General features: G+C 57.1%; 14 protein-coding genes and 1 other RNA gene. 5 read left to right on the top strand and 10 right to left on the bottom strand.

What is annotated here, in order from left to right:
* Positions 1-37 precede the first annotated feature (37 nt).
* Positions 38-748, top strand: a complete 711-nt coding sequence (locus AC2TE5_RS05120; protein ID WP_484612769.1) for a GNAT family N-acetyltransferase — start codon at positions 38-40, stop codon at positions 746-748.
* Here the strand turns inward: AC2TE5_RS05120 and ykgO are convergent.
* Together ykgO and AC2TE5_RS05110 are read right to left on the bottom strand one after the other, a co-directional pair.
* A complete protein-coding gene (gene ykgO, locus AC2TE5_RS05115) occupies positions 745-885 on the bottom strand; it encodes a type B 50S ribosomal protein L36 (RefSeq protein ID WP_003859006.1) in 141 nt (46 codons plus the stop codon). The genes AC2TE5_RS05120 and ykgO overlap by 4 nt on opposite strands.
* A 2-nt stretch (positions 886-887) precedes the next feature.
* Positions 888-1,148: a type B 50S ribosomal protein L31 gene (locus AC2TE5_RS05110; protein WP_010428154.1), complete on the bottom strand. Its 261-nt coding sequence runs from the start codon at positions 1,146-1,148 to the stop codon at positions 888-890.
* Positions 1,149-1,367: 219 nt separating this feature from the next.
* Between AC2TE5_RS05110 and AC2TE5_RS05105 the strand changes: the two genes are divergently transcribed.
* Positions 1,368-2,933 carry an EAL domain-containing protein gene (locus tag AC2TE5_RS05105; protein ID WP_213328809.1) on the top strand — a complete coding sequence of 522 codons (1,566 nt, stop codon included), beginning with the start codon at positions 1,368-1,370 and terminating at the stop codon, positions 2,931-2,933.
* On the opposite strand, the gene AC2TE5_RS05100 is transcribed toward AC2TE5_RS05105, so the two are convergent.
* A complete protein-coding gene (locus tag AC2TE5_RS05100; protein WP_063144750.1) occupies positions 2,926-3,198 on the bottom strand; it encodes a metal-sensing transcriptional repressor in 273 nt (90 codons plus the stop codon). The two genes, AC2TE5_RS05105 and AC2TE5_RS05100, sit on opposite strands and share 8 nt — an antisense overlap.
* A gap of 133 nt (positions 3,199-3,331) precedes the next feature.
* Here AC2TE5_RS05100 and AC2TE5_RS05095 point away from each other — a divergent pair, with 133 nt between their 5' ends.
* A complete protein-coding gene (locus AC2TE5_RS05095; RefSeq protein WP_484612768.1) occupies positions 3,332-4,147 on the top strand; it encodes a nickel/cobalt efflux protein RcnA in 816 nt (271 codons plus the stop codon).
* Between the two features lie 38 nt (positions 4,148-4,185).
* Here the strand turns inward: AC2TE5_RS05095 and AC2TE5_RS05090 are convergent, their stop codons facing one another.
* The 3 genes from AC2TE5_RS05090 to yczE all read right to left on the bottom strand — a co-directional run bounded on the left by AC2TE5_RS05090 (position 4,186) and on the right by yczE (position 9,137).
* On the bottom strand, positions 4,186-7,275 hold the full coding sequence (locus AC2TE5_RS05090; RefSeq protein WP_484612767.1) for a beta-galactosidase: 3,090 nt from the start codon (positions 7,273-7,275) through the stop codon (positions 4,186-4,188).
* Between the two features lie 103 nt (positions 7,276-7,378).
* A complete protein-coding gene (locus tag AC2TE5_RS05085; protein ID WP_484612766.1) occupies positions 7,379-8,449 on the bottom strand; it encodes a LacI family DNA-binding transcriptional regulator in 1,071 nt (356 codons plus the stop codon).
* Between the two features lie 76 nt (positions 8,450-8,525).
* Positions 8,526-9,137, bottom strand: a complete 612-nt coding sequence (gene yczE / locus AC2TE5_RS05080; protein ID WP_484612765.1) for a membrane protein YczE — start codon at positions 9,135-9,137, stop codon at positions 8,526-8,528.
* Between the two features lie 86 nt (positions 9,138-9,223).
* Between yczE and yczR the strand changes: the two genes are divergently transcribed.
* Positions 9,224-10,645 (top strand): MocR-like transcription factor YczR, encoded by a 1,422-nt coding sequence (gene yczR, locus AC2TE5_RS05075; protein WP_252034561.1) that lies wholly within the window; start codon positions 9,224-9,226, stop codon positions 10,643-10,645.
* 83 nt (positions 10,646-10,728) lie between these two features.
* Here yczR and AC2TE5_RS05070 read toward each other — a convergent pair whose 3' ends face one another.
* The 3 genes from AC2TE5_RS05070 to ffs form a co-directional block, all read right to left on the bottom strand.
* Positions 10,729-10,944, bottom strand: a complete 216-nt coding sequence (locus AC2TE5_RS05070) for a hypothetical protein (protein WP_023334722.1) — start codon at positions 10,942-10,944, stop codon at positions 10,729-10,731.
* Entirely contained in the window at positions 10,941-11,192 is a 252-nt protein-coding gene (locus AC2TE5_RS05065; RefSeq protein ID WP_023310587.1) for a hypothetical protein, read from the bottom strand. The genes AC2TE5_RS05070 and AC2TE5_RS05065 overlap by 4 nt, the downstream gene beginning before the upstream one ends.
* Positions 11,193-11,453: 261 nt before the next feature.
* Positions 11,454-11,550, bottom strand: an RNA gene (gene ffs / locus AC2TE5_RS05060) — signal recognition particle sRNA small type.
* 170 nt (positions 11,551-11,720) lie between these two features.
* Between ffs and AC2TE5_RS05055 the strand changes: the two genes are divergently transcribed.
* Complete coding sequence (locus tag AC2TE5_RS05055; protein ID WP_213328815.1) at positions 11,721-12,032, top strand: MGMT family protein; 312 nt, start codon at positions 11,721-11,723, stop codon at positions 12,030-12,032.
* Between the two features lie 33 nt (positions 12,033-12,065).
* Here the strand turns inward: AC2TE5_RS05055 and AC2TE5_RS05050 are convergent, their stop codons facing one another.
* Positions 12,066-12,593, bottom strand: a complete 528-nt coding sequence (locus AC2TE5_RS05050; protein ID WP_029741632.1) for a YbaY family lipoprotein — start codon at positions 12,591-12,593, stop codon at positions 12,066-12,068.
* Positions 12,594-12,751: the final 158 nt, after the last annotated feature.

Genomic DNA, 12,751 nt, shown 5'->3' with positions numbered 1-12,751 from the left:
CTAGTCTGAAGCTCTTTTCAACGTCACGGAAATTAAGATGAAGACATTCAATCAGTTCGGACAGCCGGTGGGCGAAGCGCTTACCGACTGGCAACCCCGTCAGCACCCGTCCCGGGTGGTCCTTCAGGGTCACTATTGTCGGCTTGAGCCGCTGCGCGTGGAGCATGCCCACGCGCTGTTCTCTGCGTATTCCCTGGCCGAAGATACCCGCAGCTGGACGTGGCTGCTGCGTGAACCCGATGCCACCGCAGAGGAGTTTGCCGAATGGGTGGCGAGCGTAAGTGAATTATCCGATCCCATTCACTTTACCGTTATGGATAACCGGACCCAGTCCCCCGTCGGGACGCTGTCCCTGATGCGGATCGATCCTAAAAACGGGGTCGTGGAAGTGGGGCACGTTCACTTCTCTCCTCTTTTAAGCCGCACGCCCATGTCGACAGAAGCGCAGTATCTGCTGATGCGGTACGTGTTCGATACCCTGGGCTATCGGCGTTATGAATGGAAGTGCAATAGCCTGAACGAACCTTCCCGCAAGGCGGCACTGCGTCTGGGCTTTCAGTTTGAGGGGCGCTTTCGCCAGGCGCTGGTCATAAAAGGCCACAACCGGGATACCGACTGGTTTTCGATACTCGACAAAGAGTGGCCTGCGCTGGCGAGCGCCTTTGAAAGCTGGCTTGCCACCGACAATTTTACTGCCGATGGCAAACAGAAAAGATCCCTGGAAAGCTGGCGAGAAACACGCGTCTAGCGCCTTTTTTTACGTCCCTGAACCGCCTTAAAGCGCGGATTGGATTTGCAAATCACGTATAAGCGTCCCTTGCGTTTGACTATCTGGCAATCCGGGTGACGCTGCTTTGCACTGCGTAATGAGTTAAGAACCTGCATGGTTAGCCCCGCTTCGCATTGAGAAAGCCGCCAAAACGCTTGCGGAAGCGCGCTGCGCTGCCGTCCGTGGAGAACGTTTTCTGCTTACCGGTATAAAACGGGTGCGATTTTGAGGAAACCTCGATGGTGATGTACGGATATGTTTCACCGTCGAGTTCAATTTCGCGGTCGGTCTTAATGGTTGAGCCGACCTTGAAGTATTCGTTCGCGCTGGTGTCGTGGAATACCACGGTGCGATAGGCTGGGTGGATATCGGGTTTCATCGTAAATCCTTTATGTTTTGTTATAACATAACAAAATAATATCCAGGCCAGGTGGAAAAAACAACCCCTCTCTTCTGACGTAATTTTCTGGTTTACCTTAGATAAAATGAAAAGCATGCCACCCACGTGCTATAACTATATCATTTCGCGGTAAAATCTTTCTCTTCAGGCAGGGAACTCAGCGCCCAGGAACGGGTATACGAGGAAGGACACGACAGCATGAAAACCCGACATCTGGTCAGTCTGGTGACTGGCGTACTTATCTTTTCTGTACTGGTCCCCATTTGCCTCAGCATCTGGCTGGCACATCGCCAGGCGGAAGATAAATTTGTCGATGCGCTGGAAAACTATGCCTCACGCGTGCTGGTACGAACCGACCGGGTTGTGGATCAGGCAAAGGAAGCGCTCGATCACCTGCAGGCCTTTGAGGGCGTGCCGTGTAGCCCTTTGCAATTAAGGGAGATGCGCCGGGTTGCTTTCTCGTGGCGATATGTCCAGGAAGTGATTTATATCGATAACCTTCGCCCGCTCTGCTCCTCCCTGGAGCAAACCAGTCATTCGGCCCCTTTCCCCCCTCCGATGCGTATTACCGAAGATGGTTACAGCGCCTGGCTGACCACGCAGAACGATCTTGGGTTTAACCGCTACATGGCGGTGCTGGGTAAAGGCCACTACCTTGTGATGGTCGATCCTGCCTCGCTGGTGGACGTGATCCCTTTCGGTGAGATAGCGATTGATGCAGCCCTGGTAGGAAGCACAACGCACCGCATATTCGCCAGCAGCAATAAGCTCGATTCCCACATCCGCGACATGATTCAGGAGCGGGGTGTGACCAGCGTTCAGTACAACGGGTCAATGTACGTCATGAAGTCTGTGCCTGAACTGGGGTTTACCGTCGTCGCATGGGCAACGCTTAAACCGCTGGCTGAAACCTGGCACCGGCAGCTTCTTTTCTGGTTACCGTTCGGCATGTTGATGAGCCTGCTTGCCGCGCTCTTTGTCCTGAGGATACTGCGCCGTATCCAGTCGCCGCGCAATCGCCTGCTTGACGCCATTAACAGCCGCGATTTTGTGGTTCACTATCAGCCCATCGTGGCGCTGTGCAGCGGAAAAATCGTGGGTGCAGAAGCGCTGACGCGCTGGCCCCAGCCGGACGGAAGCAGTCTGTCGCCAGATATTTTTGTTCCTCTTGCCGAGCAAACGGGGCTCATCTCGCAGCTCACGCAGCTCGTCATCGAAAAGGTGTTTGAAGATATGGGCCACTGGCTACAGCGCCATCCGGATCAGCATATCTCCATCAACCTCGCGCCTGCCGACTTAACCTCCGGCATCCTGCCGCCTCTGCTGAGTCAGCTACTGAATAAATGGCAAATCCATCCCCGACAGATCGCCCTTGAGCTCACCGAGCGCGGTTTTGCCGATCCCAAAATTAGCGCACCGGCTATCGCCGCTTTCCGTCGTTCGGGTCACCCTGTCTATATTGATGATTTTGGCACGGGCTATTCCAGCCTGAGCTATCTGCAGGATCTGGACGTCGACACGCTAAAAATCGATAAGTCGTTCGTGGATGCGCTGGAATATAAAAACGTGACGCCACACATCATTGAAATAGCGAAGTCGCTGAAGCTGGCGATGGTGGCGGAGGGTGTCGAAACCGCAGGGCAGCTCGCCTGGCTGCACCAACACGGCGTGCAGTACGGGCAGGGGTGGTACTACAGCAAAGCGCTGCCAAAAACGGAATTTATTCTCTGGGCAGAAAATAACCTCGGCACGCACGCTACTTGAGATAGGATTTCATCACCCGCAATACCACGCCAAGATCGGCTTCACGCTGCGCTTCTTCAGGCTCTTTCACCACATGATCGGTTAAATGCCCTTCGATCACCTGCATCATCATGCCATTGACCGCTCCACGGATCGCCGCCAGCTGCTGTAACACCTCGGCGCATTCGTGATCGCTGTTGAGCATTTTTTCCAGAGCATTACTCTGCCCCTGAATTTTCTTCAGGCGAGTCAGTAACATTTTCTTGTCGCGAACGGTATGTGACATCTCTGTATCCCTTGTTTTTAGCTTTTAAAGCATATCACGCTCTACTCCCCCTGAGTATTTTTCTACTGGGGGGTAGTATTAAACTACTGGGGGGGAGTAGTATCTTCGCACGCTTTCCACTCCGGAATTTCCCATGACCGATTTTGCTTCACTCCTTCAGCAGGGCAATGCCTGGCTGTTTGTTCCCAGCGCTATCCTGCTCGGTGCGCTACATGGCCTGGAGCCGGGCCACTCAAAAACAATGATGGCCGCCTTTATCGTGGCCATCCGAGGCACGCTGAAACAGGCAGTACTGCTCGGCCTGGCGGCCACGCTCTCCCATACGGCGGTGGTCTGGCTCGTTGCCATGGCGGGATTATGGTTTGGTCGGGGCTGGGATGCGCATACGTCCGAACCCTGGTTCCAGCTGATCTCCGGGGTGTTGATCGTTGCGATCGCCCTGTGGATGGCGTGGCGAACCTGGAAAGAGAGCCAGCCGCACGATCATCATCACGACCATGATCACCACCATGACCATGACCACCATCATGATCATCATCACCACGAGCACACGCTGATTGACGAAGAGTGGCAGGATGCCCACCAGCGCGCGCACGCGCAGGATATTAACCGCCGCTTCAGCGGTCAAAACGTCACCACCGGACAGATCGTGATGTTTGGCCTGACCGGCGGGCTTATCCCCTGCCCGGCGTCCATCACCGTTCTGCTGATCTGCCTTCAGCTAAAGCATTTTGCCCTCGGCGCGACGCTGGTATTTAGCTTCAGCATCGGTCTGGCGTTAACGCTGGTCGCTTCCGGCGCGATTGCCGCCTTAAGCCTCAAACATGCGACAAAACGCTGGCCCGGGTTTAGCGAATTCTCCCGTAAAGCGCCGTGGATCTCCGCAGCGCTGATTACCGTAGTAGGAATTTATATGAGCCTGCATGGCCTGAACGGCATTCTGGGGTAAGCGTGCGGCCACGCTCTGTGGCCGCATCTTCTGGTCAGTTAAGGGTTCTGCTGCCAGCTGAAGGTATAGCGAAGCTGACGTGTCTGCAGGATGAATTCCGGCGAGACGCTGGGGCTCCAGGAGTCGTCGCCGCCCACGCCCATATGGAATGCATCGAGGTTGAGCCAGCATCCCGGCTCTTCCCGCAGCAGGTGATGATGGGTTGTCTCTCGCAGCTGCTGCTGGCTATAGCGGCTCACCGAGAAATGGAAATGGCCGTTCAGCTGATGCGCACCCAGCATCAGTTTGCGGGTATTGCAGCGCAAACCATTTTCCGTCGGGAAGATATACGGCGTGTGCATGGCCTCGAGAGGTAACGTCCAGCGCCCCTGCTGCGCCGCCAGCTTTCTGTCCGGGTAGTTTTCATGCGGCCCCAGCCCCAGCCAGTGAACGTTTTCCGGCGTTTCGGCGAGATGAACGCTCAGGCCAATCCGCGCAGGCTCAGGGATATCAGACGCGATGTTGACCTGAATATCGCCATGCAGAGCGCCCCGATCGTCTACGCGCCAGACTTTACGACTCAGGAACAGCGCCTTGCCGCGATACTCAAGGACATGCTGGGTTGTGACCACCACTTCGCCTGCGTGCTGCTCAGCCTCACAGTGCAGCACGCGCGGGTTGAGATCGTACATGCCCGCCGCTTTCCAGCGTTCAACCCAGGCATTCGGATCGATCTGCGTCGCTTCGCTCACGCCAATGTCGTTGTCCAGCGGCGCGCGGCTGACGTTATCCGTCAGAGGTGAAAGCAGCGTTTCAACGCCATTTCGCCACCATTGGGTCAGGTTTCCGGATGCGCGATCGAACTGCCAGCGCTGTTGGCGATGGGTGACCTCCAGGATGCGGTCGCTTTGCGTTAACACCGGCGGCTCGCCCGCCGGAGCTGGCGGAGCAATAAAGAGCGGATCCGGAAGCGGCCACTGCTCCCACGCGCAGCGATGGCCTGCCGGTGACCACGGCGTTGCCCTCGGCTGGCGCACTTCAACATTCAGCCAGACTTCCCCCGGTTCGTTTTGCCATTCCGGCAGAGCGATCTCCAGACGCTGAGCGCCTTCAGGGGCTATTGCCAGCGTCACCTCGCCCGAAGCCAGCACCTCTCCGTCACGGGCAACCGTCCAGTTCAGCACTTCGTTATCGGTGTGGCGGAACAGGTAGCCGCTTTGCACCTCAATCACCAGCGGAGAGGTGCTGACCCGCGTAAAGGTAAAGAACTGCTGGGCGCGCTGCGCCTCGTATAGCGCCGGGTGCGGCGTGCGATCGGGGAATACCAGTCCGTTAAGACAGAACTGCCGATCGTTCGGCTTATCGCCAAAATCTCCGCCGTACGCCCAGAACGTATTACCCTCTTCATCCTGTTTCGTCAGGGCCTGATCGACCCAGTCCCAGACAAACCCACCCTGCAGGCGAGGATGGCTGCGAAACGCCTCCCAATATTTCGCGAACCCGCCGAAGCTATTTCCCATCGCGTGGGCGTATTCACAGAGGATCAGCGGACGCGTTTCGTCCGGCATGCCGATCCATTTCTTGATTGACCATTTAGGCACTGCCGGGAACGGCTGATCCCGATCGACCCGGGCGTACATAGGACAAACAATATCGGTCGCCGCCGTGTTCGCGCCGCCGCCTTCATACTGCACAGGCCGCGTCGGATCGGTGGTTTTCAGCCAGCGGTACAGCGCATCGTGATTCGCGCCGTGGCCCGACTCATTGCCCAGGGACCAGATGATAATTGAGGGGTGATTACGATCGCGCTGCACCATGCGGGTCACGCGCTCGCTCATGGCGGGCAGCCAGCGCGGATCGTCAGCAAGACGGCTCATCGGTACCATGCCGTGCGTTTCGATATTGGCTTCGTCAACGACGTACAGCCCGTAGCGATCGCAAAGCCGGTACCACAGCGGATGGTTCGGGTAGTGCGAACAGCGCACGGCGTTGAAGCTGTGCTGCTTCATGATTTCGATATCGCGACGCATGGTCGCTTCGTCCATCACCTGGCCGTTTTCCGGGTGATGCTCGTGCCGATTAACCCCGCGGATCAGCAGCGGTTTACCGTTGAGCTTCAGCAGGCCGTTGCTGATTTCAACGCGGCGGAAGCCCACGTCGCACGCCTCAATCTCCAGAATCTCCCCCTGCGGGCTAAGAAGCGCCATCGTCAGGCGATACAGCTCCGGCGTTTCCGCACTCCAGAGCGCAGGTGTCTCAACGGGGATCGTTACCGTTAAGCGCTCGGCCCAGCTGCCGCGCTCGTCAACAATGGCAGATCCCGGCTGTCGGGAGACGCTGGCGCATTTCTCCCCCTTGCACCACAGGGTAAAGACCACCTCGCCGTCCGCAAAGCCATCGCCTGCCAGCGTGACATCCACCTTCAGCACCGCGCGGTCCAGCTCCGCATTCAGATCCGTCACGACGTGATAATCGGCAATCTGCGTCTTGGGTTTATGCAGCAAGGTCACATCGCGGAAGATGCCGCTCATGCGCCACATGTCCTGATCTTCCAGATAGCTGCCGTCGCACCAGCGCAATACCATGACCGCCAGACGGTTCTGCCCGGGGCGTAATGCCGCCGAGAGGTCAAATTCGGCGGGCAACCGGCTGTCCTGGGAATAGCCTATCCACTGCCCGTTGCACCAGAGATGGAACGCCGAGTTCACGCCGTCAAAGATGATGCGGGTCTGCCCGCTCTGAAGCCAGGCGTCATTCACCTCAAATGTGAGCGAGTAACAGCCGGTCGGGTTTTCCTGCGGCACAAAAGGTGGGTTAACGGGGATGGGATAGGTGACATTGGTATAGATGGGCGTATCGAACCCCTGCATCTGCCAGTTAGACGGCACGGGCATCGCAACGGCATCCGCGCAATCTTCGGTTACCCATGACTGAGGAACCTGCTCCGGCGCGGTAAAATAGCTAAACCGCCATAGCCCGTTGAGAGTTTGCCTGCTGGCGGATCCGGCGTCATCTCTGGCCGAAGGCTCATTGCGCCAGCTGTGCAACGGCGCGTGTGCGGCCAGACGGTTCCACTGGGTAACTACGGGGTTTTCCCAGTCCCGACGGGCCAGGAGGGCGCTGAGGGTCAGCGAGGGAGTGTCAGACATGTTAACCTCTTTGCGAAGCGCTCACAATTTTGGTTAACATGCCCTGGCACCCTGCGACGGTAAAGCACGCGATCGCAGTGTAGCGAGTCAGATCACAAAAGTCTTATTTGCGGGCAAGCTGCTCGGCCAGGAGTGCCAGGCTTCTGAGCTGCTGCGCCAGATCCTCGCGTTCGGCCTGCTGCGGCGCGCGGCGGGCGCTGGAATGACGGGTAACCAGCGTCACCGGCAGCTGAACCTGCCAGCACGCCTCGTCCCCGGAGGGGGCCAGCAGCCACTCCACGCTGCGTTCGCCCGCCTCGCGAAACGCCTGCCGAATGGTCGTCAGCGGCGGAGAAAACCAGGCGCTGTCAGCCGTATCGTCGAACCCAACCACCGATATCTGGCCCGGAACCGCTACCCCTTTTTCCGCGCAGGCGCGCATCACTCCGAGCGCCATTTGATCGTTCGCCACCAGAATCGCGTCCGGCAATGTCGACGCAGATAACAGCAAATGCCCCTTCTCATATCCGCTGGCCGCGCTCCAGTCACCGCAGGCCACCGCAGCGGCTTCAAGCCCCGCGAATGCCAGAGCGGCTTTCCATCCCGCCAGGCGTGCCCGTGCAGAGACCGAGCTTTCCGGCCCGCTCAGCAGAGCAATGCGCTGATGTCCCAGCGACAGCAGATGCTCAACGCCCAGATGCGCCCCCTGCTCTGCGTTAAACACGAGGCTGTGTACCTGCGCTGAGGGTGATACATCGAGAAACAGCACCGGAACAGGCGACGCCAGCGCCCTGAGCTCTTCAGCGTGCGGATCGTCCAGCGGCACATTCACCAGCAGCGCCTCCACCCGCTGTGCCAGCAGCGCCTGAAGCGCGGCCTGACACTGCCGGGGTTGCTCCACCATGGAGATAAGGACGCTCGCCCCCTGTTCCGCCGCGCGCGTTTTTACCGCCGACACAATTTGTGAAGGCGCATGCAGGGCCAGGTCGGTAGTGATGAGGCCCAGCGTACGGGTGCGTTTACCCGCCAGCTGCTGTGCCCGAAGGTTTGGAACGTAGTGCAGCTCCGCCATCGCCAGCTGCACCTTTTCTCGCGTGCGGGCAGACACATGTTCCGCGTTGTTAATGACGCGGGAAACGGTCTGATAAGAAACCCCCGCAAGGAGGGCGACATCATAGAGAGTGATAGCTTTCATGCATTCTGGCATCGCGTTTAACGTGCCCCTATTCTGGCACAGCGACGCCGTTAAAACATGTGAGCGCTTCGCAAAATTAAACAACCCGCTCCGGCTGGGGTATTTCCTCAATGCGCGGCTTCTGGCGGAACCAGGGCAGACAGAGCTGAATAAGCGGGCCAATGGTCAGGGCATACAGTACGGTTCCCACCCCAAACGTGCCGCCAAGCACGCACCCAATCAGCAGGACGGACACCTCAATTGAGGTGCGCACGCTGCGAATGGACCACCCCAGACGAGCATGAATGCCGGTCATCAGACCGTCGCGCGGGCCGGGCCCGAAACCGGCACCGATGTACATGCTGGTCGCAATCGCGTTCATCACGATGCCCGACACCAGGAAAGCGATTCGAACGGGTAACGAATCCAGTTCCGGGATAAGCGCCATGCTGGCGTCCGCGGCCAGACCGATACAAATCACGTTACTGATCGTGCCAAGGCCCGGCATCTGGCGCAGCGGGATCCACAGCAGCAGCACCGCAGCGCCGGTCACAATGATCACCGTCCCGATAGTCATCCCCAGCTGCATCCCCACCCCAAGGTGAAAAACATCCCAGGGATCGACACCCAAATCGGAGCGAATAAACATTGCGGTGGAAAGGCCATACAGTCCTAAACCGACATAAAGTTGTAGCAGACGACGTATCATTTTTATCTTCTCCAGTGAACCAGGCTTTCATCCTGACCTAAAATGGCACTATGATTAATGTCCAGTTTTCAAATAGTGGACTGCATATGTCATCACGTCGCTTCGGAAGCCAGTCTCTGGTACGCCTTTTAGGCCACTGGCAGCAAGCCTCATCCCGCACCCCGCTCTGGCGACAGCTGGCCGACGCGCTGCGTCTGTTAATCCTTGATGGGCGTCTGGCTTTGAATACGCGTCTCCCGGGCGAGCGTGAGCTGGCCTCCGCGCTGGACGTGAGCAGGACCACCATCAGCAGCGCCCTCGCCCACCTGCGAGAAGAGGGTTATCTTGAAAGCCGCCACGGCAGCGGGTCACGCGTGCTCCTCCCGGATACGCGCGCCGTTCCCACCCTTTCAGCGGCAAGTGCCGCACTGGATCTCTCCACTGCCGCCCTCAATGCCGGGCCGGAGATCCATCAGGCTTATGCCCATGCGCTCACGGCCATTACGCAGCATCTCTCGCTGACGGGCTACGATCAGCTTGGGCTGCCGACGCTGCGGGAGGCCATCGCTGCGCGCTATACCGCGCGGGGTCTTCCCACCCGCGCAGACGAAGTGATGGTGGTCAATGGCGCCGTCAGCGGCTTTGCGCTGGTACTGCGGATGATGACCGGGCCGGGGGACCGCGTCGTGGTCGATCACCCCACCTATCCGCTGGCGATTGCCGCTATTCAAGGCGCGCAGTGTCGGCCCGTGGGGGTGTCGCTGCCGGAAACCGGCTGGGATACGGATGGCTTCGCGGCAACGCTTGCCCAGACGGCGCCGCGCCTGGCGTATCTGATGCCTGATTTTCATAACCCCACCGGGCGCTGTATGGATATCGCCACCCGTCGGGCCATCACGGATATCGCAGCCCAAACCCGCACGGCGCTGGTGGTGGATGAAACGATGGTGGATCTCTGGTTTGATGCGCCTCCCCCGCCACCGCTGGCCGCCTTTAACCCGCAGGCCACCGTCATCACCTTAGGCTCTGCCGGTAAAAGCTTCTGGGGAGGGCTGCGTCTCGGCTGGATCCGCGCCTCCTCACGCACTATCGCCACGCTTGCCCAGACGCGGGATACCCTGGATTTAGGCTCGCCGCTGCTGGAACAGCTGGCGATGGAGTGGCTTATTAACAACAGCGAGACGTTTCTGCCCGCGCGCCGGAAGATGCTGGCGGAACGACGCGATCGATGCGGTGAACTGTTGCGCGAACATTTCCCGGACTGGAAATTTCATGAAGCGGAAGGCGGGCTCTCTTACTGGATAGAACTCCCGGGCATGCTGGCGACACAGCTTGCCGCGCGGGCTGAGATTCTGGGAATCAACCTAGGGACCGGTACGCGGTTTGGTTTATCTGGCGCGTTTGACCGCTATTTACGGATGCCCTTCTCGCTCGAATCGACAGAGCTTGAGCAGGCGTTGCTGAGGATCAAACCGCTATGGCTCGCCCTGAATAAAAACGTGCCATCGTTAAAACGCAGCGTGATCTAATATTAAAATTTTTGAAGCAGATCATAAAAAATAAAAACTGCTGACTGTCACGAAGGCAGTCAGCAGTTTTCACCGGTCAGAAGTTAATGCTGAGCAGGAATAGGAAAACCTTTCAGTGAAATAACGAAGCTTTCACCGTCTTTCTTTATTTTTGCGCCGGTATCACACCAGTCAGACGCAATACGAAAGAACTCATCACTTCCGACATTCCAGCCAAGACGTACATGCTTCACGTAGCCTGAACGCAACAGATCGCAGGCCTCTTTGTAGTCACTGGCAGTTGACAGTTGTTGTTTCATTTTCTCTTCTTCAGAAGTTTGCGTAGAGCTTTGATTTCTTTAGGAGTAAAAGGAGAAACACTCTCTTCTTCCGTATGCTGATTATCAATATCCTCTTCCGATACTCCCGCCTCTTCTACTGCTTCGAACGCCAGCAGCAGCAGTTTCTCTGTCGTCACGCTTAAATTCTCGTTATTGACTTCCGCATAGTGGCGAAGCCTTTCTTTTAGCGCGTCATCAATCTTAACGTTTAATACCGCTGTAGCCATGTTTGTCACTTCCCTTCGGAACAAGTACTTTATTTAATACACGAAGTTAACAATGTTATCCAGATATATATTTTTTTGAGTTATGGAAGAAAATAACCGTCCAATTATAAAATGACAGTCTATTATTACAGGTTTATGACAATAATATTTCAGTACAATGAAATATATATTACACGATATAGGCACAATCTTATTGTGGAATAGCGATTCAAGTGGAGAGGTGAAGCTGGAAGATTCTATGAGGGCAGAAATGGGTGGGGGCCCTGCCAGCTACATCCCGGCACACACGTCGTCTGCCCTGGCTGCTTCCTTCCGGACCTGACCTGGTGAACAGAGTAGCGTTGCGGGAGAACCAACAGAGCCCCCATTGAGAGCGTTGATAACCAACGCGCTGGCGCATTATCCCTGTGCTAAGGCCCAATTGCAAGCGACAAGGAACCGGATGCTGGTTTCTTGCGCAAACAGGCGCAGCAATCATGAAGATCTTCGTTTACCATAGCTTTCCAGAAACTCCCCACAGGTGAAGGTATGGACGAACACGACTCCTTTCCACAGCGCGTATGGCAAATCGTGGCCTCAATCCCGGAAGGCTACGTCACCACCTATGGTGATATCGCACGTCTGGCGGGTTCCCCGCGCGCGGCGCGACAGGTTGGCGGCGTCCTGAAACGACTGCCGGAAGGAAGTACGTTGCCCTGGCATCGGGTGGTGAATCGTCATGGCGTCATTTCGCTCACCGGGCCGGATCTCCAGCGTCAGCGTCAGGCGTTACTTTCAGAAGGGGTGCAGGTGTCAGGGTCGGGTCAGATCGATTTGCAGAAATTTCGCTGGGTATATTGACCCCTCTCCCGGAGGAGAGGGGCAATGCAAACATTACATCTGAGTCGGTGGGGTTGGCAGGGACGGCTGATTGGTCTGCGGTGCGACCGGTACTTCGGTCTGCTGCACCGGCACCAGGTTCAGGTCGACTTTGGTCCCGCCGTTGTTAATCGCTTCCTGGACCGTATCGGTGATAAAGACCAGCTTACCGTTGATGGTTACCGCTGCGCTCAGCAGGATACGGGCGTTAGGCTGCACGTCCGACGGGTTATACGGCAACACGAAGCTAAACGGCGCCTGCTTGCCTTCAGTACGAACGGCGCGCTGAGCCACGACTTTCGACGGCGCGTCGGCCAGAGAAGCATCAGACAGCGTCACGGTTAATACCGCATCCGGCGGCAGCGCAACTTTCTGTTTAATCCAGATGGTACCGGAAACGTTAGGCTGCTGAATGGATTGCTGCGAAAGGGTATTAATCCCGTTCGGGTCTGCTGCTGGCACTGGCACCTGGGCGCTCTTACCGGCACAGGCGGACAACGCCACCGCAATAGCTACACCACTTAGCATGGGCACGAGTTTCATCGAAGTCTCCTTATCAATGCACCAGCGGGATCGATCCCATCCGATGTCGTTTCAATCACATAACGTATTTAAGTGTGGCACAGATCACCCATTTATGCCTGAAAACGTGCCGATATTCAGATTATTCTACCCATCGGACCACTTTCATTTCTGCGTTA

The sequence above is a fragment of the Enterobacter sp. N5-15 genome (assembly GCF_057221635.1).
This window is presented reverse-complemented; position numbering and strand designations above follow the sequence as displayed.